The organism is Solibacillus sp. FSL K6-1126 (assembly GCF_038003445.1).
Lineage (GTDB): Bacteria > Bacillota > Bacilli > Bacillales_A > Planococcaceae > Solibacillus > Solibacillus silvestris.
The window spans coordinates 1,044,127-1,070,802 of the sequence record NZ_JBBOPD010000001.1 but is presented as its reverse complement, the minus strand read 5'-3'; the positions used below and the strand labels follow the sequence as shown (position 1 = coordinate 1,070,802).

28 protein-coding genes are annotated in these 26,676 nt (G+C 38.4%); 8 read left to right on the top strand and 20 right to left on the bottom strand.

What is annotated here, in order from left to right; genetic code table 11:
- Positions 1-34: 34 nt before the first annotated feature.
- Positions 35-424 carry a DUF7147 family protein gene (locus MHH44_RS05110; RefSeq protein WP_008403429.1) on the top strand — a complete coding sequence of 130 codons (390 nt, stop codon included), beginning with the start codon at positions 35-37 and terminating at the stop codon, positions 422-424.
- 8 nt (positions 425-432) lie between these two features.
- Here MHH44_RS05110 and MHH44_RS05105 read toward each other — a convergent pair whose 3' ends face one another.
- Complete coding sequence (locus tag MHH44_RS05105) at positions 433-705, bottom strand: YlbG family protein (RefSeq protein WP_008403430.1); 273 nt, start codon at positions 703-705, stop codon at positions 433-435.
- A gap of 276 nt (positions 706-981) precedes the next feature.
- Between MHH44_RS05105 and MHH44_RS05100 the strand changes: the two genes are divergently transcribed.
- Positions 982-1,890 (top strand): glycerophosphodiester phosphodiesterase family protein, encoded by a 909-nt coding sequence (locus tag MHH44_RS05100; protein WP_014824557.1) that lies wholly within the window; start codon positions 982-984, stop codon positions 1,888-1,890.
- Between the two features lie 229 nt (positions 1,891-2,119).
- Here MHH44_RS05100 and MHH44_RS05095 read toward each other — a convergent pair whose 3' ends face one another.
- The 3 genes from MHH44_RS05095 to MHH44_RS05085 form a co-directional block, all read right to left on the bottom strand.
- Positions 2,120-2,566: a YlbF family regulator gene (locus MHH44_RS05095; RefSeq protein WP_008403432.1), complete on the bottom strand. Its 447-nt coding sequence runs from the start codon at positions 2,564-2,566 to the stop codon at positions 2,120-2,122.
- Between the two features lie 48 nt (positions 2,567-2,614).
- Positions 2,615-4,096, bottom strand: a complete 1,482-nt coding sequence (locus MHH44_RS05090; protein WP_340797972.1) for a UDP-N-acetylmuramoyl-L-alanyl-D-glutamate--2,6-diaminopimelate ligase — start codon at positions 4,094-4,096, stop codon at positions 2,615-2,617.
- Between the two features lie 76 nt (positions 4,097-4,172).
- The gene (locus tag MHH44_RS05085) at positions 4,173-5,222 is read right to left on the bottom strand and encodes a CAP domain-containing protein (RefSeq protein WP_065216476.1); all 1,050 of its coding nucleotides are present in this window, start codon (positions 5,220-5,222) and stop codon (positions 4,173-4,175) included.
- A gap of 149 nt (positions 5,223-5,371) precedes the next feature.
- On the opposite strand from MHH44_RS05085, the gene MHH44_RS05080 reads away from it, so the two are divergent.
- Positions 5,372-5,728: a YugN family protein gene (locus MHH44_RS05080; RefSeq protein WP_008403436.1), complete on the top strand. Its 357-nt coding sequence runs from the start codon at positions 5,372-5,374 to the stop codon at positions 5,726-5,728.
- Positions 5,729-5,814: 86 nt separating this feature from the next.
- Here the strand turns inward: MHH44_RS05080 and MHH44_RS05075 are convergent, their stop codons facing one another.
- The 6 genes from MHH44_RS05075 to coxB form a co-directional block, all read right to left on the bottom strand.
- Positions 5,815-6,276, bottom strand: coding sequence for a DUF420 domain-containing protein (locus MHH44_RS05075; protein WP_008403437.1), 462 nt, complete (start codon positions 6,274-6,276; stop codon positions 5,815-5,817).
- An 86-nt stretch (positions 6,277-6,362) separates the two neighbouring features.
- Positions 6,363-7,274 carry a cytochrome c oxidase assembly factor CtaG gene (gene ctaG / locus MHH44_RS05070; protein ID WP_008403438.1) on the bottom strand — a complete coding sequence of 304 codons (912 nt, stop codon included), beginning with the start codon at positions 7,272-7,274 and terminating at the stop codon, positions 6,363-6,365.
- Positions 7,275-7,667: 393 nt separating this feature from the next.
- Positions 7,668-8,012, bottom strand: coding sequence for a cytochrome C oxidase subunit IV family protein (locus tag MHH44_RS05065; RefSeq protein WP_008403439.1), 345 nt, complete (start codon positions 8,010-8,012; stop codon positions 7,668-7,670).
- 1 nt (position 8,013) lies between these two features.
- Positions 8,014-8,640: a cytochrome (ubi)quinol oxidase subunit III gene (locus tag MHH44_RS05060; RefSeq protein ID WP_008403440.1), complete on the bottom strand. Its 627-nt coding sequence runs from the start codon at positions 8,638-8,640 to the stop codon at positions 8,014-8,016.
- A complete protein-coding gene (locus MHH44_RS05055; RefSeq protein WP_014824560.1) occupies positions 8,640-10,580 on the bottom strand; it encodes a cytochrome c oxidase subunit I in 1,941 nt (646 codons plus the stop codon). The genes MHH44_RS05060 and MHH44_RS05055 overlap by 1 nt, the downstream gene beginning before the upstream one ends.
- A gap of 38 nt (positions 10,581-10,618) precedes the next feature.
- A complete protein-coding gene (coxB, locus tag MHH44_RS05050) occupies positions 10,619-11,686 on the bottom strand; it encodes a cytochrome c oxidase subunit II (RefSeq protein ID WP_008403442.1) in 1,068 nt (355 codons plus the stop codon).
- Between the two features lie 893 nt (positions 11,687-12,579).
- On the opposite strand from coxB, the gene MHH44_RS05045 reads away from it, so the two are divergent.
- Positions 12,580-13,491: a COX15/CtaA family protein gene (locus MHH44_RS05045; protein WP_340797971.1), complete on the top strand. Its 912-nt coding sequence runs from the start codon at positions 12,580-12,582 to the stop codon at positions 13,489-13,491.
- Between the two features lie 437 nt (positions 13,492-13,928).
- Here MHH44_RS05045 and pyc read toward each other — a convergent pair whose 3' ends face one another.
- The 3 genes from pyc to MHH44_RS05030 are packed head-to-tail and all read right to left on the bottom strand — an operon-like array spanning position 13,929 to position 18,895.
- Positions 13,929-17,363, bottom strand: coding sequence for a pyruvate carboxylase (pyc, locus tag MHH44_RS05040; RefSeq protein ID WP_340734761.1), 3,435 nt, complete (start codon positions 17,361-17,363; stop codon positions 13,929-13,931).
- A gap of 17 nt (positions 17,364-17,380) precedes the next feature.
- Positions 17,381-18,553, bottom strand: coding sequence for an FtsW/RodA/SpoVE family cell cycle protein (locus MHH44_RS05035; protein WP_008403445.1), 1,173 nt, complete (start codon positions 18,551-18,553; stop codon positions 17,381-17,383).
- A gap of 60 nt (positions 18,554-18,613) precedes the next feature.
- Positions 18,614-18,895, bottom strand: a complete 282-nt coding sequence (locus tag MHH44_RS05030; protein WP_008403446.1) for a YlaN family protein — start codon at positions 18,893-18,895, stop codon at positions 18,614-18,616.
- 170 nt (positions 18,896-19,065) lie between these two features.
- On the opposite strand from MHH44_RS05030, the gene MHH44_RS05025 reads away from it, so the two are divergent.
- Complete coding sequence (locus MHH44_RS05025; protein ID WP_340797970.1) at positions 19,066-19,566, top strand: peptidyl-prolyl cis-trans isomerase; 501 nt, start codon at positions 19,066-19,068, stop codon at positions 19,564-19,566.
- 12 nt (positions 19,567-19,578) lie between these two features.
- The gene (locus tag MHH44_RS05020; RefSeq protein WP_008403448.1) at positions 19,579-19,782 is read left to right on the top strand and encodes a YlaI family protein; all 204 of its coding nucleotides are present in this window, start codon (positions 19,579-19,581) and stop codon (positions 19,780-19,782) included.
- Between the two features lie 37 nt (positions 19,783-19,819).
- On the opposite strand, the gene MHH44_RS05015 is transcribed toward MHH44_RS05020, so the two are convergent.
- From MHH44_RS05015 to typA, 3 genes are all read right to left on the bottom strand, one after another.
- Positions 19,820-20,458, bottom strand: coding sequence for a fucose permease (locus MHH44_RS05015; RefSeq protein WP_340797969.1), 639 nt, complete (start codon positions 20,456-20,458; stop codon positions 19,820-19,822).
- 126 nt (positions 20,459-20,584) lie between these two features.
- The gene (locus MHH44_RS05010) at positions 20,585-20,983 is read right to left on the bottom strand and encodes a YlaH-like family protein (RefSeq protein ID WP_008403450.1); all 399 of its coding nucleotides are present in this window, start codon (positions 20,981-20,983) and stop codon (positions 20,585-20,587) included.
- Between the two features lie 24 nt (positions 20,984-21,007).
- Positions 21,008-22,858, bottom strand: a complete 1,851-nt coding sequence (gene typA, locus MHH44_RS05005) for a translational GTPase TypA (protein ID WP_008403451.1) — start codon at positions 22,856-22,858, stop codon at positions 21,008-21,010.
- A 128-nt stretch (positions 22,859-22,986) separates the two neighbouring features.
- Here typA and MHH44_RS05000 point away from each other — a divergent pair, with 128 nt between their 5' ends.
- Positions 22,987-23,202, top strand: a complete 216-nt coding sequence (locus tag MHH44_RS05000; protein WP_008403452.1) for a DUF5325 family protein — start codon at positions 22,987-22,989, stop codon at positions 23,200-23,202.
- Between the two features lie 37 nt (positions 23,203-23,239).
- Here the strand turns inward: MHH44_RS05000 and MHH44_RS04995 are convergent, their stop codons facing one another.
- On the bottom strand, positions 23,240-24,034 hold the full coding sequence (locus MHH44_RS04995; protein WP_340797968.1) for an inositol monophosphatase family protein: 795 nt from the start codon (positions 24,032-24,034) through the stop codon (positions 23,240-23,242).
- A gap of 141 nt (positions 24,035-24,175) precedes the next feature.
- A complete protein-coding gene (locus MHH44_RS04990; RefSeq protein ID WP_008403454.1) occupies positions 24,176-24,373 on the bottom strand; it encodes a hypothetical protein in 198 nt (65 codons plus the stop codon).
- Between the two features lie 176 nt (positions 24,374-24,549).
- On the opposite strand from MHH44_RS04990, the gene MHH44_RS04985 reads away from it, so the two are divergent.
- Positions 24,550-25,173, top strand: coding sequence for a YktB family protein (locus tag MHH44_RS04985; RefSeq protein WP_340797967.1), 624 nt, complete (start codon positions 24,550-24,552; stop codon positions 25,171-25,173).
- A 201-nt stretch (positions 25,174-25,374) separates the two neighbouring features.
- On the opposite strand, the gene MHH44_RS04980 is transcribed toward MHH44_RS04985, so the two are convergent.
- On the bottom strand, positions 25,375-25,647 hold the full coding sequence (locus tag MHH44_RS04980) for a UPF0223 family protein (protein WP_340797966.1): 273 nt from the start codon (positions 25,645-25,647) through the stop codon (positions 25,375-25,377).
- Between the two features lie 23 nt (positions 25,648-25,670).
- Positions 25,671-26,630 carry an NAD(P)H-dependent flavin oxidoreductase gene (locus tag MHH44_RS04975; protein WP_340797965.1) on the bottom strand — a complete coding sequence of 320 codons (960 nt, stop codon included), beginning with the start codon at positions 26,628-26,630 and terminating at the stop codon, positions 25,671-25,673.
- Between the last annotated feature and the right edge of the window lie 46 nt (positions 26,631-26,676).

The window sequence follows — 26,676 nt, the reverse complement described above, 5'->3', positions numbered from 1 at the left end:
TGTTACTATTATAAAGAAAGGATGTGCTAAAAAAATGATTCAACAATTTATCGAACTCGGTCAAGGCTATGGCGATATATATGAGCTTTGCGAACTGGTCAAAACAAATGAGCATCGATTCCATAACGCATTTATTTTCACTGCAACTCATGATGGCAATTCAGTCGCTTCACTAGCCGTGGCGTTTAAACCATCAGGTGAAAGCAAATTCATGCCAATATATATTTGCCGCGAAGGGATTCCATATAACGAGGAAAAACTGTCAAAGCGAATTGAGATATTTAAACAAACGATTCAAGATGTTAAGCAGCAAGAAAACATCCTTGAAATTAAACACTCATCTGTTTTTTCGGAAAAAAATCAATATTATCAATACTTAATTGGTATTTTGAGATTAAACCGATACATACCACCTATGCAATAAAAGAAAAATTATAAACCTATTTTATAATCGTATTCTTTAGCCTTATCCGGCTTTGCATTTTCAAATTCATTTTTAACAAATGGACGGTATGATTCCACAACGTCTTTCACAAATGGAAGGCGTTGTATTTTATTTTTCAATGTTTCGATCTCGTCCCGATTACAATAAATTACAACGTATTTTAATCTCCTGGAGATGAAATTTACATGACCATACTTCCTTAACGACTTCGCATGTTTTAATTGATGAACGTATATAATTAAACCTTGTCTTTCATTCATGGAAAACTCCCCGTTTCTTCATAAAAATATTTATATTCAGCCAAATCATGCAACAAATTCCTTTAAATTACCTCAGTTTCAAGCCGTCTTTTTCACTAAAAGCATACCAAATGTGCAAATTGTTAGCAACAGAGTTTAGACAGTTCCACTTCTTTTCCGTTATAATGGAAAATAGTAGAGTGAGATATACACTTCATACTATTTCAAGCTTTTTACACTCATTTATTGCACATAGCTTTCAACGAAACAATGTACGGTTAGAGGAGGACGAATTTAATGGGTAAGAAGACAAAAGTAGCTTTAGCAATCGCGGCAGCTAGTGCGGCGGCATGGGCAGGAACAAAAGCGATTTCAAAGCCGCAAAAACGTGAATCAAAAGAAGCATTACAATTTGAACGTCCAATTATTATCGCACAACATGGAGGCGCGGGTCTGGCACCTGAACATTCGTTACTTGCTTTTGAACGAGCAGCGGAAATCGGTGTGGATGGCTTTACAGTAAGTGTCCGCCTTTCAAAAGATGAAGAAATTATCGCTTTTCATGATGCAACGGTAGACCGCACAACTAATGGCTCTGGCTTTATTAAAGATTTTACATTCGAACAATTAAAAGAACTCAATATCGGCTATAACTTTGAAGATTTAGAAGGTGCTTTCCCATACAGAGAACAGCATGTACTGGCCGTGACATTACGCCAATTAATTGAAACATATCCAGATAAACTATTTATCGTAAACATCCAAGATAGTCCAGACACATATGAAGGTAGTTTAATGCCTTCTAAACTATGGCGGTTAATCGAAGAATTGAATATTCAATATCAAGTGATTGTGACAAGTCCTTATAGCGAACAAATCGACCGCTTCAATCTGTATGCACAAAACCGCATCGCTCTTGGTGCCGGTGAAGGCGACATCAAAAAGGCGATGACTTCATTTACAAGTCAATTCGGTCATTTGTATCATCCAAAAGTAGACTTGTTCATCGTGCCATTAAAACAGGGTGTTTTCAATTATGATTCACCGCGCTTTGTTAAGTTTTTATCGGAACTTAATGTGCCGACGATCTACAGCGACATTGATGATCTTGTAACAATGAACCGTGTCATCCGACAAGGAGCAATGGGTATCGTGACAAACCGTCCGGATATCGCAGAAGTGCTCATCCAAAAAGTATCGCAATAACCAAGGGCTAAAGCGCCCGTTTAACTCCGAGTGGGCAAAACACCCACATCCTTGTTGCATTCCCCCAATGACTCACATCGTGTGAGCCCAAGCCATTGGAAGAGCCGACGCAAAAGTAAACGTTCCACCACTTTTGCACGGAGGGGCCTCGTGCGAGGAGTTGGCGCTTTAGCTTAGACGGCAACCATAACAAAAGCTCCCGAAATTTTCGGGAGCTCTTTTTATTTCATTAAGCTGAACACGAACAACCGCCACCTGTACCGCATCCACTGCCACAAGAAGAACTGCTGGCGAAAAATGGATTGCTTACCGGAACTTTTACAGCTTCCGAAACGGAATGGCCAATGAGAAGGCTGATTTCATCGAGAAGATCCTGAAAATCATTTTCCGCGACCTTCAGTGCTGCGATTTGTTCATTCATATCGATCAGACGCTTTTCTGTTCGAATTTTTTTCATAATTATATTGTAATCAGGATGATATTTGCCAAAGCGTTGTACATCCTCATATTGGTCTTTTAATCGTTGAAAGGCCATAATTTGTGCGCTTAATTCCGCATCCTCGTAGACTGCCTTTTTCGCAAGACGAAGGTTTTCGGCTTGCTCAGAGGAAAGGATCATCGCATTTAATTCATCGACCTCATCTAAAATAAAAACCCAATCAGAAGTCATGAGCATTGTTTATTCCTCCAATCTCACTTTATCATAACAGAATTGAAGGGAAAATCAATGATTGTTCAACCTACGTTTTTCCAATTGTCTTATCATTTCCCGAACAAATACTAAATCGGAAAAGTATTTTTGTTTGTCTCCAATTTGCTGTGTTTTTTCATGACCTTTACCTAACAGTACGATTGTATCGCCTTTTTCCGCATAATTAAGTGCATGCTCAATGGCTTCTTTTCGGTTGAGGCACTCAATATACTCCTGTGTAGAAGAAAAGCCTTCGCGGATCTGTTTATTGATCTGCTGCGGATTTTCGTTACGAGCATTATCGGTCGTTAAAATAATATAATCCGCATAAATTGATGCAATCATTCCCATTTTTGGACGTTTTGCCTTGTCTCGGTTACCGCCGCAACTAAACATGACAATTAATCGGCGCTTTGTATGTTTTTTCAATGTCTGCAAAATCATTTTCATCGCATCCGGTGTATGTGCATAATCGACGACGATCGATAAGCCTAACTGATTTTCCACATGCTCAAAACGACCTTCAGGCAATACTAAATTTCCGATTGTATTGCAGATGTCACTTAACGGAAAATCAAGCTGTGCAATACAGCTGATCGCTGCAAGCACATTGCTGCATTGATAGTCTCCCACTAACGGGATGTTCACTATATGCTTCTCTTTCTTATGCTGAATACAGCAAGTCGTTGATGCTGGTCCGTCAACTAGCGTTTGGAAAAAGTAGTCGACATGGCTCCCTTTGCCGAAAAAAATACGCTTGCCTTTTGTCGCTAAACCGATTGAACGACAAACACTGTCATCACTGTTTATAATATTTTTTTTCGCCAAAGTCGATAAAATCTGTTTGGATAGTTTGTAGCGTTCAAAACTACCATGGTCTTCAATATGATCTTCTGTCACATTCAAGAAAATACCGATATCAATATCACAATGATCCAGACGGTGCTTTTCCAGACCAATGGACGAAGCTTCCAGAACAACGTAAGGTACATCAAGACGGATTGCTTCTTTAAATAAAAATTGAATATTTTTTGCCTGTAATGTTGTTAGTGCTTCCATTTCCTGATAACATTTTTCCCGGTCGATAAAAACACCATTTGTCCCGATCACCATAGCGCGCTTATCCAACTGGTTTAAAATTTGTCCTATAAAATGTGTAACAGTTGTTTTGCCGTTTGTTCCCGTTACTGCGATTACGGTTAATGCTTCGGCAGGGAAATTATAAATTTTTGCACTTGCATAAGCAATAAAACTTAAACAGTTCGGTACCCAAATAATCGGTACAGGTAAATCCGCTTCATTAAAGTAATTTTCATCATCTACTACAATTGCTGCTGCGCCCTTTTCCAAAGCGCTATCAATATACGAAATACCACTCGAATTATTTCCCTTCCTGGCGATAAAAGCATCTCCAGGTAAAATAAGATTCGCATCGTCTTCCACTCGTTTTATTTCCACTCTAATGGAGCCCTTCATAGTGCACGGCCAGTCTTTAATTAATTCTCCAATTTGCACGGTTTCACTCCTTACCCTACTTTATGAAGACAAAAAAAAAACGCTACATTTCGCAGCGTTTAATTTTTAATTTATTTCATTTTTGTTTCACATACAGCTGAGTATAGTAATTCATAAAAGCTCCTGAACCGATATGCGTAAATTCCTCATCCATCAGCAATGTCCGATGCTCTTTGGAGTTCATCCAGCCATGAATTACCTCAATGGCATCTTTATAATTTGTTGCAACATTGACACCATGCCGCTCATAACTTTGCTGTACTTCATTCAACTGGTCTCCAATCGCATATTCATCATTTGTTATTTGAGAATCCATCATTTCCAAAAACATATGTTCACTATTATAATCCGCCAAGGAAGCGAGCGTGTCTGTAGGCAATAATTTCGGTAACCCATACTCTACGCGCAAGGAATTTGCCAAATCCGTCAATTGTCTCCGATTCGCCAAATTGATGTCAATTTGCATATAGCTGGATGGCGTGCTTGCTTCATAGAGCTCCCCTATAAATTGCATTTCATATGGTTTATGTAATACGAGTGTTTCCCCATCCAGAAAACGGACACTGTGTAATTGATTCGTTTCATGATCTATGTATAATTGTGCATATAAATTATCATATTTTACTAAAATACGTTCATGTAAATCTTGTTCATTCATTGCAAATATATAAATATTATCACCGATTTCGACCGTTATCTCCTGCCCCAGTACTGTCGTACGATATATATCGTCCAGTGGCTCCCCGACTACAAACGGTGCAATATCGATTTCGCTATTATTTGTATAAATCTGATTTACCCGATTCCCCTTCATACTGACCATTAATAGTCCATTGTCTGTATCGTAAATCCACCATTCATATCCATATTCTGATGGATCGATTCGTTTTGGGGTACTGTATGTTTCCAATATTTCCTTCGATGTTTTTCCTATTAATGTAGAAATACCGGTAGCTGGCCGCGGAAGAAACTGTTCAGACGGCATAGAAGGTTCAAGTTCCACTACCGGTTTCGTAATGCTCGGCGGACCTTCCAATAATTCTGTTTGAGAGGACACTCCATTTGAATAATAAATAATAATCCCGATACAAGTAGCAATAATTAATATGCGAAATAAAACTTTCATTAAAATCCTCCAACATTATTTTCAGTTAGTATAATTATACCAATTTTGGACTCTATGACACAATGTTGTCATTGCATCAATTACCATTTTGTTCTATTATTAGAATTGACCGTAAACTTATGTACGATAGGCAAAGGGAGGATATAGAAATGTATTTTGAAAACACACAACTCGAACATGTTAAAGTTGATCAAGAAGTTTTAACGACAGTAATGGGCAAATTCGGTTTAGAGTGCCACGGTGCATGGGATTATGACCGGATGACATTTGACCGCTGCTATGATGTACGTGAAGGTCGTTTTTATTTACGTGTTTTTTGTAATGCAGTATCAGGAGATGTAGGAGCACATAATGCAACTTTAAATATCAACAAACCTGCAATTGGAAAATACTATTATCCACACGGTGTTGAATACACAGATGAGGTATTCCCGGGACATCTCGTAAAAGAATGTGAAAAAGTACTGGCAGATGTTCGCAGAGAGCTATCAGCATACGGTATTTAATCCCTTTAAAAGCTGGCAACTTCCAACCCAGCTTTTTTTATTTGCCAAAAAAGCTCCCTATACTAATGTATAGGAAGCCCCCAAATTTAAAAACCTAAAATTGCTTTAAAGACAGACGTCGTTTCGCCGCCCTCATAAATAACGTAAAGCAGTGAATAAACAATAACCCCAGTAATGGCTACAAAGAACCAAATAATACTCGTAATCGCACCAATTTTGCGGTGTAATTTCAGATTGGATTTAAGACCTGAAATTATACTTGTCAGACCGAATACTGCTCCAACTGTCGCTAATGTAATATGGAAAACTAAAAAGACTGTGTAATATATTTTCAGCTCATCCGGTCCACCAAAGGCTGTATTGCCAATGAACACAGTACGTGATACATAAATGATAAAGAATGCCAGTGCCGATACACCTGCTGCCAGCATTACTTTTCTATGTGCTTCCACATTTTTCTTTGCGATCAATACCCAGCCAATTGCTACGAGCACTGCACTAAGGACAATAAACGTCGTGCTTATTGTGGGTAATATAGGTAAATTCATTTTCAAATCTCCATTCTTACTTAATCTATCAATATGAACAACATTACTATGTTGATTGTTCCATTTTTACACAGTTTAACATCTTATTAATACTGTGTTCTATTTTGGAACTCTTTTAAAGCATTATCCGTAATTTCCTGCTGATTCGAGCGCTCTGTATTCCACCACTTACGGAAAATTTTAAATAAAATAACACCAAATATAATTTCCTGGATGATTTTCATCAATACGCCGCCAACTTGCTGATCGCTCAATAAATCCATGCTTGAGAACAATTCTGGTCCTGACAATGTAAGTCCCGACAAAGTAGAGGAAGGAACACATAATTCCATTGCCTTCAGCCACATATCACTATCACTGTATGTACCGTACATTGGGCTTGAAGCAAATATGATGAGCGCACAGGCAGGCGTTATTAATACTGCATTCGAGGCAATATAGGCCAATTTAGTCATATTCTTCATTTCATGCTGACCTTCAACATTATTCAATAATGGCCAGTACATAAAAATAGCAGAAATAAACAGAACTGCTGTATATGCCAGGTGGTAAATTTCGTTTAATTTTATCGTGTCAAATACAGATGGCAAATGGTAGACCGAAAATAAGCCAATAAAGACGATAATAGAAACGAGCGGTTTTGTGAATATTTTAAAAATTGTTCGCATAACCGGTGCTTCCACAACTACTTGCCAAACCCACCATGGAATTCCTTTAATAAAGAATATCGGCACTAATAATAATAAAAATGCCATTTGCGTCATATGCATTGTAAACATAATATGACCCAGCAAATCTATTGGAGATCCTTTAATTATATAAAAAGAAATGATACCTAGTACAAAATATGCTGCTTCACTTTTCTTTAACGGCTCGCTAACTTTAAACTTTTCTCGCCACGTAACAGTCAATAAAAAATAGAATGCCATTACGAGTAATAAAAACCCGAATAAATATGGGCTCCATAATGCTTGAAAACCGAATATACTTATTGGCATATGACCATGCTCCTTTAAACATCAGTAGTTTTATCCCGTAAAAGCCCGTTTGATTTAACTAACAATCAGTAGTGATAAAGAAAACCCCCATTAATTGTAGTTTCACCTTATTATAGATGGCAATTTCTCCAACATCAATGAAAGAACTATGACAATTGCTTGAATCAAACATGTATTTTATATACAGGTTAGATTGTACTTTAAATAGAAATAGACTAAAGTCAATTTCAGCTTTTAAATATAGTCCGTTGATTTCCGTTGCGTGCGGACGCTTTCTGCGGGTAAACCCTAATATAATAAATTTTCTATGTACCTATATAATATTGCATTTGCTAATATCCTTAAAAACAAAAAACGTCCCCAGCATTTGCTAAGGACGTCATTGTTATGCGATTAACCCCACCAAATAATTGTCGTAAACGCCAGGAAGAACGTAAACGCGATGAAGGCTGCACTCCAGATGAAGAACTCAATAACACCAACCATATGAGTTGTGCGATCTTCCAAGTGCATAAAAGCATAAAGTTGCAGTACTACTTGTACTCCAGCCAATAATAAAATAATCGGAATGATAAATGTTGGAGCAAAATCAGCCAGTACAGCGGCAAATGCGATAAAAGTCAGGAAAATCATGATCGCAAAGTTTACTACTTGTTTACGCATATGCGCTTTGGCATGTTCTCTGTCATATTCGAATTGTGCCTGAGTACGTACTTCTACATGAGTTTCGTGTCCCATTTTATCCAACCACTCCCATCAGATAGACTACCGTGAAAATGAATACCCATACAACGTCAATGAAGTGCCAGTACAGTGAAGCTGCAAAGAACTTCGGTGCATTGTATAAGTTCAATCCACGGCTACTATTGCGGATGATTAATCCCGTAATCCAAACTAAACCGATAATAACGTGCAAACCGTGCATCCCTACGAGCGTAAAGAACGCAGAAGAGAACGCCGATTGTGTATAACCAAACCCGATGTGTACGTAGTGCTGGAATTCATAGATTTCCAGCGCAAGGAAGCCTAAGCCCAATAACACTGTAATGCCCATCCAAGTACGAACACCGGAATAGTTAAAGTTTCTCATATGGTACATCGCATATACAGAAGTTAATGAAGATGTTAATAATAACATTGTCATCACAAACGCCAACGGTAATTCATAAAGATCCTTTGCCGCGAATTCCATCCCTGCCGGACCGCTATCTTTAAGCGCGATATATGTAGCAAATACACTCGCGAATAATACTGTATCCGATGCCAGGAAAATCCAAAGTCCAACTAACTTGTTTTTCCCTTCCATAGTAGCTTGTTCAGGGTGTTTCGGCCAAGTTTGTGGAGTAAATTTTTGATTAAGATCCATTACTTGATACCCCCTTTATTACCTGTTGCACGGTAGTGAGCTAAATCCGCTTCCACTTTTTCAATTTCATCAACTGTTACATGGAATCCTAAATCGTCTTTGAACGAACGAGTGATCATACATGCAATTGTTAATCCTAGACCGCCAATAATTAATGCTAAAGAAATGGCAGGTGTTGTTCCTGTAGCTGTACCAGCCTGAACTTGATCTCCCCACGGGCTGTATAGAGCACCAAATGCGGCAATCATCATTCCAATTGACATAATGAATGGCAGAATTGAATTGTTTGGCATATGGATTTCACCTAATGGCTCAGCATAGACCATACCTTCTTTGTTGCCTTCTTCTTTTTCAATCCAATACGGATCATAACCACGAATAAGTGGTGTTTGTTTAAAGTTATAGAATGGCAGCGGTGTTTCAATCGCCCACTCAAGTGAACGACCATCGCCCCAGTAATCACGACGGTTAACCGGTTCTGATTTAATCGATAATATTGCATCGATTACTAACAATACTACCCCGATTCCCATCATAATAGCACCGATTGACGAGATAAAGTTGAATAAATCCCAACCTTGACCACCCATATAAGTGAATACACGACGTGGCATACCCATTAATCCTAAGAAATGCTGGATGAAGAACGTTAAGTGGAACCCGATGAAGAACATCCAGAAAGTTATCATTCCCAGTTTAGGATTTAATGCACGGTTAAACATAATTGGCCAGTAGAAATGGGCTGACCCGAATAACCCTGTTACGATACCACCAACGATTACATAGTGGAAGTGAGCAACGATAAAGTAAGAATCGTGCAGCTGATAGTCAAGTGGTGCAGTTGCCTGCATTACTCCTGTAACCCCACCCGCAACGAATGACGGGATAAATCCAAGTGCATAAAGCATCGGCACTGTTACTTTAATCGAACCGCCCCAAATTGTCAGAATCCAGTTGAAGACTTTCATCCCTGTTGGAACAGCGATCGCCATTGTAGCAACAGCGAAAATTGCGTTCGCAGTGGCACCTAAACCAACTGTGAACATATGGTGGGCCCATACCATGAACCCTAAGAAACCGATTAAAATTGTAGCGAATACCATTGATGAGTATCCGAATAATCGTTTACGAGCGAAAACCGGAATAATTTCCGAGAATAAACCAAATGCCGGCAGTACTAAAATGTATACTTCAGGGTGACCGAAAATCCAGAATAAGTGCTCCCAAATAATTGTATTACCACCCATTGTATGATCAAAGAAGTTTGCCCCAAACATACGGTCAACTAACATTAAGAACAATCCACCTGTAAGTGGAGGGAATGCGAATAAAATTAATGAACTTGATACTAAAGTCGTCCAAGTAAATAAAGGCATACGCATGAACGTCATACCTGGTGCACGCATCGTAATGATTGTTACGATGAAGTTAATACCTGAAATTAACGTACCTGCACCCGAAATTTGCAGACCAAGAATATAGAAGTCAATACCATGGCCTGGTGAGTATAAAGATAATGATGCATAAGAAGTCCAACCTGCATCAGGTGCTCCACCTAAAAAGAATGAAAGGTGAAGGAATACTGCTCCAATAAAGAATAACCAAAACCCTAATGAGTTTAAAAATGGGAATGCAACGTCACGTGCACCAATTTGAAGTGGTACAACCGCATTCATAAAGGCAAATATTATTGGTGTTGCTGCTAAGAATAGCATCGTTGTGCCGTGCATCGTTAATAGTTCGTTAAATAGGCCTGCAGAAATGAATGTACTTTCAGGGAACATTAATTGAATACGCATCAGTAACGCTTCAAATCCTGCAATTGCGAAGAACAGAGTACCGGCTGCTAAATACATGATCGCGATCTTTTTATGATCGACCGTTGTTAAATAGTCCCATACATGTGCTCCAAAGCCCTTTTTCTGTGTAACAGAGCTCACACCTTTAACCTCCTTCAATGTTTCTCTCTAATGTATAATTACTTTTCAACTGATAATGTCATTAAATAGTCAGCAATCGCTTGTGCTTCTTCTTCTGTCACAAGTTTATCCGGCATTGTATTACCTGGTTTGTATTCAGAAGGTAAATAAATCCAGTTTGCCGTGTTTTCTACTGTATGCTCCATGTAACCGGCAACACGGTTACGATCCCCGAAAGTTGTTAAGTTAGGACCTAATCCATTACCTGCAACTCCGGATACTGCGTGACATCCTAAGCAAGAGTTGGCAAATGTCGCTTCACCTAAATTAGATGACTCTTTATCCGCTGTAGCACCTTCAGTAGCCTGCATTGCTGTTACCCACGCGTTAAACGCTTCCGGCTCAAGTGCTTTTACTTTGAAATCCATTAAAGCATGTGAAGGACCACATAACTCCGCACATTTTCCGTAGAATACGCCTTCACCATCGTTTAACCCGGCTGATTCTCTATCAAACTGTAAATAGAATTTATTGATACCATCAACGTTCGTATCCATTTTTCCGCCAATAGCCGGAATCCAGAATGAGTGCTTCACATCAGATGCGATTAAGTTGAAGTATACTTTTTCTCCTGTAGGAACAACCAGTTCCTGTGCTGTAATAATTCCTTGGTTTGGATATTCAAATTCCCACCAGTATAATTTTGCCGTAACATTTACTGTAAGTGCTGTATTGTTACCGCTTTCGTCTACTTTGTCCATTGCAGCAACATTTGAAAATTTATACGTATAGTGCAGTGTTGGAACAGCTAAGATAAGTAGTAAAATAATCGGAATAACTGTCCAAATCACCTCTAAAGTATGGCTTCCTTCCACTTGCTTCGGCATATGGTCTTCGCCAACTTTTGAACGGCGGAATTTAAAGAAAGCAACTAAATAAATTGTCGATACGACAATTACGACTAATGCCATAATAGCTATGGATAAATATAAGATGTTTAATTGCTCTTTACCGACTTGACCAGATGGACGAAGCGTCGAAATATACTCTTCACCACATGCTGAAAGGAATACTGTCATTACTGTTAATAACGAGAATAAACGCCATTTTTTAAGCCCTTTCATCATAGCTTAATAAACCCCTCTTTCTTTGTTGTATTTTAATGTGTAACCAGGACTGCGGTTATGTCTATGTGAATTCTTGTACAGTGCAATACCATACTGGAAAGAATCCCGATTTTATTAGCCGCCCATAATCGCTGCTTCACTTTATATTCAAATACTGATTAGTCTCCTGTTCTTCCAATCTATTAACGAAAATTCCAGATCGATTGGAAAAATTCTAAGATATTTGAGTAAAGTTTCGCTTAAATGATATGGCTTAGAAAATTATTAGCCATCACATGCTGACAGCAGTCGCTGCTATCGGTTACAAAAATCCGCTTACGAAACAAGTAGGATTTTTCAATTATTGAGACATTTTTACTTATATCCCATTTCACTACTAACTCATAGTTTAAACTATTTTGCTAGAAAAATAAGCAAAATTCTAGAATTCTTCAATTCTTCTTTAAGTTTTCATTAATGTGAAGTACCAATCTCAATCTTTATAAGTGCAAGAAAACTTAAAGAATAATTGTGCTAAAATTATACATAGTTCGACGGGTTTTGGTAAAAGAGTCCAATAACTTACTTCTCCTTTCAAATTTGTAAGCATATTCCGTTACCATAACTATATCTAAATTTGGATAGGATTTCTAGACGTTTCATGAAATTTCAAACTACTTCATCTCAAACTTGACGAAACATGCAGAAATCCACATCAACAACTATATAGTAATGTATTTTTTGCCAATATTTGTGAATGCAAGGAGACGAATTTATGAACAATTTGTGAAAAAATGGTTGCGTTTACAATCCAATCCTTAATACGGTTGTATTTTTCAGATATTTTCGCTATTATCTAAAATTAGAGACGCTCTTTGTAGCGAAGCGAAAATTAAAGTAGGTGAGCTCATTTTATGCATCAAAAATATTACAAATTTTTAAAATGGTTTGCTGTTTTATCTACCCTCGGCATGTTGCTCATCCTTCAAGGTGGAGCACTAGTTACAAAGACTGACAGCGGATTGGGCTGTGGTAGAAACTGGCCGGACTGCAACGGCTCATTAATACCGAAAGAAATTACTACCGAAGTATTAATAGAATTTTCTCACCGTCTTGTAACAGGGTCAGTATCCATTTTTATTCTTATTCTTGTTATTTGGACATGGCGCGCACTAGGCCATATTCGTGAAGTTAAGCTCTTAGGATTTTTGGCATTGTTCTTTCTTGCTCTTCAGGCACTCATTGGAGCTGCCCAAGTATTATGGGGACAAGGTGACTTTATTTTAGCGTTACATTTCGGAATTTCATTAATCTCATTTGCAGCTGTACTGCTGCTTACCTTGATTGTATTTGAAGTCGACAAAAAATTTGATGCCGATCGATTGTACATGAGCAGGAAATTAAGAATACATACTATTTGCGTTACTTTATATTCATATGTAGTTGTTTATACAGGGGCTCTTGTACGTCATACCGATGCTAGTCTTGTTTGCCCGGACTGGCCGTTCTGCCGTAACGATCAGCCAATGACGATGCCGTACAATATGTATGAGTGGGTTCAGATGGGGCACCGTTTTGCAGTGTTAATCTTTGTTGTTTGGATTGCCTATATTGCTATCCATGTTATCAGAAACTACAAAAATCAGCGGATAGTTTTCTGGGGCTGGACAATCGCCCTTTCACTTGTTATTTTACAAGTGATTGCAGGCATGCTCGTAGTCCTGTTAAAACTTCACTTATTCGTTTCATTAATGCACTCGTTATTAATAACACTTCTATTCGGTTTATTATGTTATTTGATTATGCTAGTTTCAAGGTCGAAATAAAACCTTATATTAAATTATCTTAAATTAAAAGACGTCCCAAATTTTGAATTCTAAAATTTAGGATGTCTTATTTTTATCTGTTGAATATATTGTTCTCCGCTACGGCGGACGCTTTCCAGGGGGCACGGGTCGAGCCTGTAGTCTCTCCCACGTGCTTGTTCTCTAGGAAGCTGTTGAGTTACTACTCCGAATCCGCTTCGTTCTGCAACGAAAGGCGAAGCCGGCAGTTGCACTCGCCGCCTTCACTACGAACAAAAATCATCTTTCTATTTAAAATGAACCTTGCATAATTTCAAGTATATAAATTTTCATTACGTATTAATTACTTAAAAATGATATTACCTTTCACGTATACTCCCAAATATTTAAAAGCACAAAACGAGAAAATGCATAGTGCAATTTCTCGTTCTGCTGAATGGACTAATTATGTTCTGACCTTATTCTAATTCAATAAGCAGATCACCTGTCGAGATGGCATCTCCTGCTTTTGCATAGATTTCTTTTACAATACCGTCTTTCGGCGCTTGTACTGTTGTTTCCATTTTCATCGCTTCAGTAATTAATAAATGCTCGCCACGTTTTACTGTGCTTCCTTTATTAACAACAACTTTTAGAACAGTACCCGGCATTGTTGCACCAATTTGGTTCGGGTTGGACGGATCGGCTTTCAAAGCAATGCTTCCGTCAACTTCAACCGTTAAGTCTTGAATTACCAGTTCACGAGATTGGCCATTCAGTTCAAAATAAATAATACGTGTTCCGTCATGCTGTGGTTCGCCGATTGATACGAGCTTAACAATCAGTGTCTTACCTTTTTCGATTTCTACTTCAATTTCTTCGCCAATTTTCAATCCATAGAAGAATGTAGGCGTATCGAGTACAGAAACATCGCCGAATGCATTTACAGCATCAATATATTGCTCAAATACTTTCGGGTAAAGCGCATAGGCCAATACGTCTTGTTTAGATGGTGCTCGTCCATACTTTTCAGTCAATTCTGCTGTCAGCTGATCAAAATCAACAGGCGGCAATAATTCTCCTGGGCGAACCGTAATAGGCGTACGATCCTTCAAGACAACTTTTTGAATTTCTTCCGGGAATCCGCCATGCGGCTGTCCTAAATAACCTTGGAAAAATTCAATAACAGATTCAGGGAAATCAATTGTTTGTCCACGCTCAACAATATTGTCTTCCGTTAAATCATTTTGTACCATAAACAACGCCATATCCCCTACGACTTTAGATGACGGTGTCACTTTTACAATATCACCGAACATTAGATTTACACGGGAATACATTGTCTTTACTTCATCCCATCGATCGCCTAAACCGACTGCTTTTGCTTGTTGCTGCAGGTTGCTGTATTGACCGCCAGGCATTTCATGTACATAAATTTCAGAATGTGGTGCATTCATGCCACTTTCGAAATCAACGTAATATTTACGAACATCTTCCCAGTAGTACGACAATTTTTCCAGGCTTTCGATATCTCCACGTACATTACGTTCAGAACCTTTCATTGCATAGTACAATGAGTTTGCGCTTGGCTGTGATGTTAAACCAGCCATTGAACCTAGTGCTGTATCAATAATATCAACACCCGCTTCAATTGCTTTCGCATATAAGAAAATTCCGTTACCGCTCGTATCATGTGTGTGCAAGTGGATTGGCAGACTTGTCGCATCCTTCAACTCGGAAATAAGTCGGTATGCTGCCTGTGGTTTCAGTAGTCCCGCCATATCTTTAATTGCTAAAATATGAGCGCCCGTCGCCTCTAGTTCACGTGCCATATCTTTGTAGTATTGAACCGTATATTTCGCTCGGCTGTCATCTAAAATATCGCCAGTGTAACAGATTGCCGCTTCCGCCACTTTTCCGCTATTACGGACTTCATCGATTGCTACTTCCATTCCTTTAATCCAGTTAAGCGAGTCGAAAATTCGGAAAACGTCCACACCTGAAGAAGCGGATTCCTGAATAAATTCACGTATCAGATTATCCGGATAATTCGTATAACCTACCGCATTCGCTCCGCGTAACAGCATTTGAAACAGAACATTCGGAATTTTCTTTCTAAGTTTTTCCAAACGGTCCCAAGGATTTTCACTTAAGAAACGGTATGCAACATCAAACGTTGCACCACCCCACATTTCAAGCGAGAAATAGTCATGCATTAAACGAGAAGTTTCGTCTGCAATTTCAAGCATATCCTGCGTACGTACACGCGTTGCAAGCAATGATTGATGGGCATCACGGAATGTCGTGTCTGTCAGTAAAACATCTTCTTGTTCTTTAATCCATTTCACAAGTCCATCTGCACCCTGCGCATCAAGAATTTGCTTTGTGCCTGCTGGAGAAGGAATAAGAATATCTAATTTTGGCTTATCTGGCTGTACAAAAATAGGCTTTGTACGTTTTTCAACACCTGGGAATCCATTTAATGTGACATTCCCGATATAGTTTAATAGTTTCGTTCCACGGTCTTTACGTTCCGGGAATTCAAACAATTCAGGTGTCGTATCGATAAAACTTGTATCAAATTCGCCTTTTATGAACTTTTCATGTAAGACAACATTTCCTAAAAACGGAATATTCGTTTTCACACCTCGAATACGGAATTCACGTAAGTTACGGTCCATCTTCGCCGCAGCTTCTTCAAACGTCATTCCCCAAGTCGAGATTTTCACAAGCAAGGAATCATAGTATGGAGTGACAACAGCACCCTGGAAGCCATTTCCTGCGTCCAGACGAACACCAAAGCCGCCACTTGAACGGTATACCATTAATTTCCCTGTATCCGGCATAAAGTCATTCGCAGGGTCTTCCGTTGTAACACGAGACTGAATTGCGTAACCGAACAGCGGAATTTTGTCTTGCGCAGGAATTCCTACTTCTTTTGAATGAAGGTCAAGTCCTTCTGCAACTTTAATTTGTGCATGCACAATATCAAGACCGGTAATCATTTCCGTAATCGTATGTTCAACTTGAATACGCGGATTTACTTCGATGAAATAAAATTGATTGTCTGCAACTAAAAACTCGACAGTCCCTGCATTAATATAGCCGACATTTTTCATCAACTTCACAGCCGCATCACAAATATCATTACGGAGCTGTTCGGAAATGGAATTTGACGGTGCAATTTCCACAACCTTTTGATGACGACGTTGAATCGAACAATCCCGTTCATAGAGATGGACAATATTACCGTGTGTATCCCCGATAATTTGTACTTCAATATGCTTTGGCTTAATAATCGCCTTCTCCACATATACTTCATCCGAGCCAAATGCGGCTTTCGCTTCAGATTTTGCACGCTCATAAGCCGATTGCAGTTCTTCTTTGGAATTAACTAAACGCATTCCACGTCCGCCACCTCCAAGAGCCGCTTTAATCATGATCGGGAAGCCATATGAATCACTAAACTGTTCTACTTCCTGCAAGTTTGCTACAGGACCGTCCGTACCAGGAATAACCGGGATTTGTGCAGAAACTGCCTGTTCACGCGCTTTTACTTTGTCACCAAACATATCAAGATGCTTTGAAGTCGGTCCAATAAATTGAATACCTTCTTCTTCACAACGACGCGCGAAATCAACATTTTCAGATAAAAAACCGTAGCCAGGATGAATCGCATCCACGTTGGCCTCTTTTGCAATCTTAATGATGCCTTCAATATCCAAATAAGCATCAATCGGTTTTTTCCCTACGCCAACGATATATGCCTCGTCTGCTTTATAACGGTGATAAGATCCGCTATCTTCACGAGAATAAATTGCCACTGTTTTAATATGTAACTCATTACAGGCGCGTAAAATACGGATGGCGATTTCGCCACGGTTTGCAACTAAAATCTTTTGAATCGACTTCATTTCTCCTTAACCCCCAATTACTTTCTTTTTTCCAATTTGTGATGTGTGGATACATTAATAAGTATCCCCATTGCCACTGAGAGCAATAATATAGAAGTACCGCCATAGCTAATGAAAGGTAGCGTTACTCCGGTTAACGGGATAAGTCCCGATAATCCACCTAAATTAATAAAAGTCTGTAATCCTATCCATGTAGAAATGCCCGCCGCTAACATTCGTGCAAGCGGATCTTTTGTTGACATCGCGATATAATAACCGCGCATCACAATAAAGCCTAAACCAAGAATAACAATTGATACACCAAAAATCCCTAACTCTTCGGCAATAATCGCCATAATGAAATCGGTTTGCGGTTCAGGTACATATCCCAGCTTTTGAATCGACTGACCGAGCCCTCGACCTTCCAAGCCCCCTGCTCCGATTGCATAATAGCCGTTGACAACATGATACCCGGAATTAAGCGGATCACTGAAAGGATCTAAATAGGAAGTAATCCGGCCTCTCCGACTTGCGTTAAAAACCGTGTCCCATTTGAAAATTAAGATTCCGATCATTCCGACAACCCCTAGAGCAGAGAGCAGTCCAAAAATTCTGCCGAGCGTCTTACCTCTAAGTCCGCTCGTAATAACGACAACAAGTGCAATAGCAACAATAATAACAAGTGCACCTAAATCAGTTTCAAAACCGACAACAAGTACGATAAATAGCCACATGCCCAGAGGATACGACACATCATCAAATGTTAACAGCTGCATCGAACCACGGTTCACACTTTTACGGTAAAAAGTTCCCGCAAAGAAAATAATAATAAAGAGTTTGGCAAATTCGGACGGCTGGAAATTCATAAGGCCGAACAGGCTGATCCAACTTCTAGAACCGTTAACACTATTACCGGCTATTAAAAGCCATAACTCTAGTATAAACATAACTGCCAGCAAAAGACCTAATATAGATTTATTGGATAATCTTTTATAGGGCGTAATGACAGCGACCGTAAACAAAATTAACGCTAAAATTATATTGACGAGCTGGCGATTATAATAAAAGTTCGGATTTGCATCATATTGAATAATAGATACCCAAATACTCGAACTGTAGATCATGACAAGTCCAAATAACATTAACAAAATGTAAACGAACAACAATCCATAATCAAAATTGCGAAAATAATTTTTAAAATATTGTTTCATGTTAAAAACCTCATCTTTGAAAAAAAAACTCAAACCGCATTGTTGCGTTTGAGTTTTCTTTTATTTGTCTGTATACGCATCATGTAGTAAAGAAAGCTCTTTCTCTAACGAATCGAGAATTTGCTTGCCTTGTTCACGTTCGATCAGCCCGAGTTTCGCGGCAAATTCAATTTCACGCGATAAACCAAACATTTGTGTATCTAAAACCTCTTCATATAACGGACAAGATGGCATTGTCAGATTATCCATTTGTACGCGAATTAATCGAGCAATTTTATCTGCATCCGCAGTTAACAGCTCTAATGCTTTTTCCTGAAAGGAAGCTTGTGCTTTCGTATCCATGAGGACGCCCCCATCTATGATATTTCTTCGATTCTATCTTAGTAAAGTGTATCTTTTTACATTCAAAAATGCAAGTGTCTTTGTATGTTTTACATTCAATTCAATTATATTTCTTTCTATGAGGAATCGCGTTATAATTATGAAGGAACATAGTGAAGGGGGACTGAAAAATGACCGAAACAATCATTCCAATTAAAGGCGCGGTTAAATTTGAACTAACATTAGATCCTACTGTATGGATTTTTGATGATCGTAAACTAGATCTGAATACATATTTTGTTTCAGAAAAAGTTGAAGAAAATAACGAAAAGTATTTACGTGAGATGGGCGCACACTGGTCACGTGAAATTATGGAAGGTGCAGTATTTCCGCCTACATTAAAAACTGAACGTAAGTTTGACCGTAAAGGCATGATGACAGGTACATTCGGAATGGAAATTAAACCATTTCTGAAAAATGCCGAAATTGCTGATAGTGCAAATGAAGTTGTTTTTGAATGTACAACAGGCGAGGAAGTTGCTTTTCCATTACAACAGGCTGAAACTTTCATTTTAAAATTCAGCCAGGATGGCAAACCTCTTTTGGAAGATGGACCAGTACATGTGCTATTTGCTGATGGTTCAAATGTAGAAAATCCAATAAAAAATGTGCGTGCGATTCGTATTCAATAGGAGGATTTCGTCATGCGTGTAAAATGTGTCATTTGCGATACACTACATGAACTACCAAACGATTTACCTTTAGCGAAAAAATTACGCAATCGTCCCATCCATACTTTTATGTGCACAGAATGTTCGGAACGTATTTCCGAAAACACACATACAAGAATAGCAACAGGAAAATTCCGCTTTTTCCGAACATCATCAAAATTTGATGAAGAATTTTAAAATGCGACGGGCTCATAAAGAGCTCGTCGCATTTTTATTAATATTCAAAAGACTGTTCGTGGAATTTAAAGTCGACAAAGCTTTTTCCGTTAATTTTGCTTAACTGGAAGAAGTTTAATACTTCTGTTTTTACCCCTTCAAAAACACGTTCTTCGTCAACAACATATGCTTCAACAGTTACTGGAATTTCGCCGAATTGTGATTTTAAAGCATCTGCAATTTGCTGTGCTGTTGCTTCTGAAATTTCTTCGTCCACTAATAAGTGCACAGTAGCTTTCTCCGCTTCCACATCTTCAAGTGCTGTCTCTTCTTCCAAGTCTTTCTGGAATACATTCGACATCACTAATATCTCTTCCCCAACGATTGGTTGAATCAGTTCATTTACTTGCACATTTACATTTTCACCATAATATTCACCAAAATATTTACCGTCTTTAACATCAAAATCATACACTGTTTTTGAAGTTTCCGATTGGACCGTCACTTCAAAATCGTCCCCGATTGCAGGTGCCGTAGACTTTGTAACAACAAATTGGTCATTATAAATTTCACTTAATTCCGCTGCTGCATTATCTTCATTTTTTGCTGATAATACTGCAGGTATAAAAATAACGCAAGATATAATAATTAGCGCTAACCCAACAATGATAAAGATCTGCTTTTTAGTAAGATGCATTTTCCTCTACTCCATTTTAGTTATTATCCCCAGTTATGAATTATAACGCTCCGAATAAAGCGTTTTCAATTAAATTGTCTTAAAAAAAGAGGGGAATGTGTCCAAATTAACACACTCCCCTCTCTATTAATTTATTTGTTTCGCTTCTTCTCGTTTTTCACGCCATAAACGTGATTTATAGACGATCAGAATTAACGCAGCTACAATTAAACCTTCAATCATCGGTAAGAATAGGGCCAAAAATGTTAATACCATACATCCTAAAAACAGGAACGTATAAATGATGACATTTCTGCCGAATGAAAGTTTTTTTGCAAAGCCTAGTTTATATACAATTGCCGACATAAGGAATACAAGAACAAATGTTGCATAGCCAGCTATTTCGTAGCTAGGTAAATTTTCGTATAAATATCTTGTAATTCCGGACATACGATTAAACACGTAATCACTTTCATTTGTAGATACAGTTGCCAGTAATACTAAATTAAAATAGCTACCAAACACAGCCATCATATTCAACATCATTCAACCTTTCCTTAATGACGCCAATTAAGCTTCTAACTCAGCGTTCTTTTTCTTTTTAGCAACACGTTCACGTTCACCTTTATCAAGGATCTGTTTACGTAAACGGATTGATTCTGGAGTTACTTCTAAATACTCATCATCACCTAAGTATTCTAATGCTTCTTCAAGTGATAAAATACGAGGCTTTTTAATAACATTCGTTTGGTCTTTGTTCGCCGAACGGATATTTGTTTTTTGTTTTTGTTTTGTAATGTTTACAGTAATATCAGCATCACGTGTATTTTCACCAACGATCATACCTTCGTATACTTCAGTACCTGGCTCAATGAATAATGTACCGCGATCTTCTACACCCATCATACCGTAAGTTGTTGCTTTACCGTTTTCCATAGATACTAATACACCTTGGTGACGGCCGCCAACTTTACCTGCTACTACTGGAGCGTAGTGATCGAATGTATGGTTCATCATACCAAAACCTTTTGTGATAGACATGAACTCAGTTGTATAACCGATTAAACCACGTGCTGGTACGTTAAAGATTAAACGAACTTGTCCTGATCCGTTGTTTATCATATCTAACATTTCACCTTTACGAGTACCGATTGATTCAATGATAGAACCTACAGAATCTTCTGGTACGTCGATTTGAACGCGTTCGATTGGCTCAGATTTTACGCCATCGATGTTACGGATGATTACTTGTGGTTTAGATACTTGTAGTTCATAACCTTCACGACGCATGTTTTCGATTAAGATCGATAAGTGAAGCTCACCACGACCCGAAACTGTCCATGCATCTGGAGAATCTGTATCTTCTACGCGTAGAGATACATCTGTTTGTAATTGTGCAAGTAAACGCTCTTCAATTTTACGAGAAGTTACCCATTTCCCTTCGCGACCTGCGAATGGTGAGTTGTTTACTAAGAATGTCATTTGTAATGTTGGCTCATCAATACGTAATGGTGTTAACGCTTCTTGATGATCAATTGGACAAACTGTTTCACCAACGTTGATATCTTCCATTCCTGAAACCGCGATTAAGTCTCCAGCAATAGCTGTTTCGATTTCTTCACGCTTAAGACCGAAGAAACCAAAGATTTTTGTTACACGGAAGTTTTTCACTGTGCCATCTAATTTCATAAGAGAAACTTGTTGACCTACAGAAATTTTACCGCGGAATACGCGACCGATACCGATACGACCAACGAAGTCATTATAGTCAAGTAATGCTACTTGGAATTGTAAAGGCTCGTCCGAGTTATCAATTGGTGCTGGAATTGATTCAATGATTTTCTCGAATAGGCAAGTCATGTTTTCTTCTTGATTTGCTGGGTCTGGATCTAAAGATGCTGTACCATTTACACCAGAAGCATAAACAACTGGGAAATCTAATTGATCTTCATCTGCACCTAGCTCGATTAATAACTCTAATACTTCATCTACTACTTCTAGTGGACGAGCTGAGTCTTTATCTACTTTGTTTACTACAACGATTGGTGTTAAGCGTTGTTCTAACGCTTTCTTTAATACAAAACGTGTTTGCGGCATACAACCCTCATACGCATCGACAACTAAACAAACGCCATCTACCATTTTTAAGATACGTTCTACTTCTCCACCGAAGTCTGCGTGTCCAGGCGTATCAAGGATGTTGATACGAGTACCGTTATAATCTACTGCTGTATTTTTAGCTAAAATTGTAATTCCACGTTCACGCTCTATATCACCAGAATCCATTGCACGTTCTTCTACACGTTCATTTGAACGGAAAGTACCTGATTGTTTTAATAATTGGTCTACTAACGTTGTTTTACCATGGTCAACGTGAGCAATAATTGCGATATTACGAATATCTTGACGTAAATTTGTCATTATTCCACTCCATATTCTTTTTTCAATTGTTTAACTGTGATATTATAGCACATGAAAGATTAAATGTCTTTTCACAATAATTAATTACATTTATTGTCACATATAAAAAGTATATGGAGGTACGAACGATGAATAAAGCAAAATTTGTGATGTTTATTTACGCATTAGCGGCAATTCTTTCAATGATTAGCATTGGATTTGCCTTTTCACTTGTTTTTATGACAGGGCCAAAGTATGAAACAACCGGCTGGATCGGTGTTATTTTAGGTGTTATCGTAATGTGTGGAATTTTCGGGATGGCATTTAAGACAAAACGTAAATTCAGAGATCAAGGTTTATTATAGAAAATAAAAACTTCGGTGCAATAATGCACCGAAGTTTTTATTTTTTTTCTTCAATATATTTATCCAAGATTAATTGATGAATTGAAGGATTGGCAATTAGGAATGTATCCTTCGATAAATAATCGAAATCTTTGCCGTCCAAGTTTGTGGCAACCGCCCCAACCTCTTTTGCAATGATCACTCCCCCGCCGATATCCCAAGGTGCAAGACGCATGGACATATAGGCATCCAGCTTTCCGCTTACAACAAAAGCTATTTCCATCGCAGCCGAACCGTAAGAACGTGTACCGCGCACCGTTTGAACAAGTTCGATAATTTTTTCGTGATTGATGCGAGTATTCGGTGTAACCCAATTTGCATTAATGCCGATTACCGCCTCTTCGATTTTCACCGGCTGCAATTTGCGCAATGGAGAATCATTATACCATGCACCTACACCGGCAATCGCATTAAATAAATCTTCTCGCATTACATCAAATATGTAGCCTAACACTCCGACACCATCGACATAAATACCAATCGTAATCATAAAGTGACGATGCTGCTTCACAAAGTTCATCGTCCCGTCAATCGGATCGATAATCCAGACAACACCTTTCAAATTGTCAACCGTTTCGCCCATTCCTTCTTCACCTAAAATACGATGGTCCGGATTAAATGCCTTTATTTTTTCAATGAAAAATAATTCTGTCTCCCGGTCTATATTCGTTACTAAATCATTGGGATTCGACTTTGTTTCGATTTCAATATTATAGGAAAATGCTGCTCGAATATTTTTCCCCGCTTTAAAAATAATTTCTTTTGCAAATTCATCCAGTTGTTTTATATCCATCGTTCATCCACCTTCCGACAACAATCGCTAGTTTATTTATGTAAATATGTTGAGCGTTTTCTAAAGTATCCTTATTATAACAAAAAATCACTTGCTTTCTTACGTCGGCAAGTGATTTTTTATTTTGGAAACATTTTTTTGTTACGCATATGCATGTAGACCTTTTAATTCCTCTTGAATTTCTGTTAAGCGTTTTTTAGATTTATCAATTTCAGATTGATTTTTGTCATTCATCGCAGCGTAGAGTGTTGCTAGTTCGTAATCCATTTCCAACATTAAAATCTCTTCGTATTGCTTTTCAATATCAACTTTGCGTATAATCTTAATCATCTGTTTCATAATAAATCACTTCCTTATCATAATTTTTCAGACTTTAACCAACCTGGATAATATGAGCAATTCCTTAAGACTTATAGCCTCGTCCTTGATATTTTCCATTGGTATAAAGTTTCTATTACAAGATTTTTTCCCAAAAAATTAATAAAATAAACATTAAATCGAAAGGAATTATAAAAATGAGTATTGTCAAATGGACTAAAGAAGACTTTCAAGTATTTGATATTGACGGCCTAGATGAGCGTATGGAAGCTTTAACAACTATTATTCGCCCAAAGTTTAATGAGCTTTCAGAAACGTTTACAGGGTATTTCAGTGCACAAACAGGAGAAGAATTTTTCGGTCACGTAGCTAAACATGCCCGCCGTACTGTAAACCCTCCAAAAGACTCCTGGGTTGCGTTCGCTCCTTATAAGCGTGGATATAAAGCTTTGCCGCATTTCCAGATTGGATTATGGGGTACGCATCTTTTCATCGTTGTTGCAGTGATTTATGAAGCGCCGCAAAAACAGGAAATGGCACAGCGCTTACTGAAAAATATGCAAGTGATTAAAGGTTTATCTGATGATTACGTACTTTCCGGCGATCATATGCAACCAGATACAATCCCTTTAAAAGAAGCGCGCACCGAAAAGCTTGAACAGCTCCTTATACGCCTGCGTGATGTAAAAAAAGGAGAATTTCTTGTTGGGCGTCGTATACCTGCAGATGAGGCAATTAAAATGTCTGCAGAACAATTTTTGCAGTTGGCTGAACAAACATTTGATGAGCTTCTCCCTGTTTATGAAATCATCAAAGGTTAATTGCAACCATTTATTATTAATATGTACAAAAGACTGCTAAACATTCCAACAATTTAAAAATAATTTATAAAACTTTCATCCTTAAAACGAAAAGCAGCATTTTCTCTGTGAGAAAATGCTGCTTTCTGCTGTACTGAACATTCGTTTCTTTTATAAGTGTGCTACCTTATCCAATAACTTTCTATTTCTGTCACAGCGTTTTTATTTCATTCTTACAATTTGACCGTCCGATAATTCCTTTGCCAGCTTTACGACGCGGTATGGTACATATGAGCTTGCCTGCTCGAATTCACGGCAGATTGTTTTTTCTTCCGCCTGGGAAGGTACAATCTCTTTAAAACGTTTGTAGCGCGACATGACTAATTCACGCTTTGCCCCTTTTTCGTATGCCATTTCTACCACTTCAAAAAAGCGTACGACATCGACCATTTCATCTGTTGACCAGTCCGTCGATAATGGGTATGAATATTCCATAAGTTATTACCTGCCTTTAATCATTACTGTCCCCATTTTAAACGGATTTTTTCCGCTTGTACAACCATACGCTGAATTAATTCTTCCACTGATGGTACATCTTGAATTAATCCCGTTACTTGGCCTGCCCAGCCGAAACCTTTAGTTGCATCTCCATCGTAAATGAAATTTTTGTTTGCTTCACCGCTAATATATGATTTCAACGCTTCATAAGTAGGCGTTTTTTGTTCCACTCCTAAAATTTCATCTGTGAATGCATTGCGGATTACTCGGGCAGGTGCACCAATCGACCGTTTAATAATTGTTGTATCTGTTTCTTCACTTTCAATCAGCGCCTGCTTATATGCTAGAGAAGCGTGTACACATTCTTTTGTTGCAATAAAGCGTGTCCCCATTTCAATTCCTTCAGCACCTAATGCATGTGCAGCCATCCATCCACGACCGTCTCCAATTCCTCCTGAAGCGATAACCGGAATCGATACACTATCGACAACTTGTGGTACTAGCACCATAGTTCCGACGTCATCTCTTCCTAAATGACCGCCTCCTTCTTGCCCAACAACCATTACTGCATCCGCTCCCAGTTGTTCAGCTTTTTGGGCCTGTCGTTTCGCAGCGACAAGTACGAGTTTTTTACATGATGCGTCTTTTAATATGTCGAATATCGGTGCAGGATTTCCTCCCGTTATTGTGACTACGGGCACATCCATTTCACCAGCCACCTCGATCATTTTTTCGTAACCTTTTCCATGCATCCCAATCGCAAAGTTTACTCCAAATGGTCGATCTGTCATTTCTCTTACTTTTTTTATTTCTTCCTTTAGCGCATCCGGTGACGATAGGCTCATCGCTGTAATCTGCCCTAAGGCTCCTGCATTCGAAACCGCTGCAGCAAGCTCAGAATAAGCCAGGTAGGCCAATCCGCCCTGAATAATCGGATAATTAATTTGCAGTAATTCAGTTACTTTTGTTTGCCATTTCATTGTTATTCCTCCTAAAATAATAACTGTCAATTCAGTTGATTAAAAT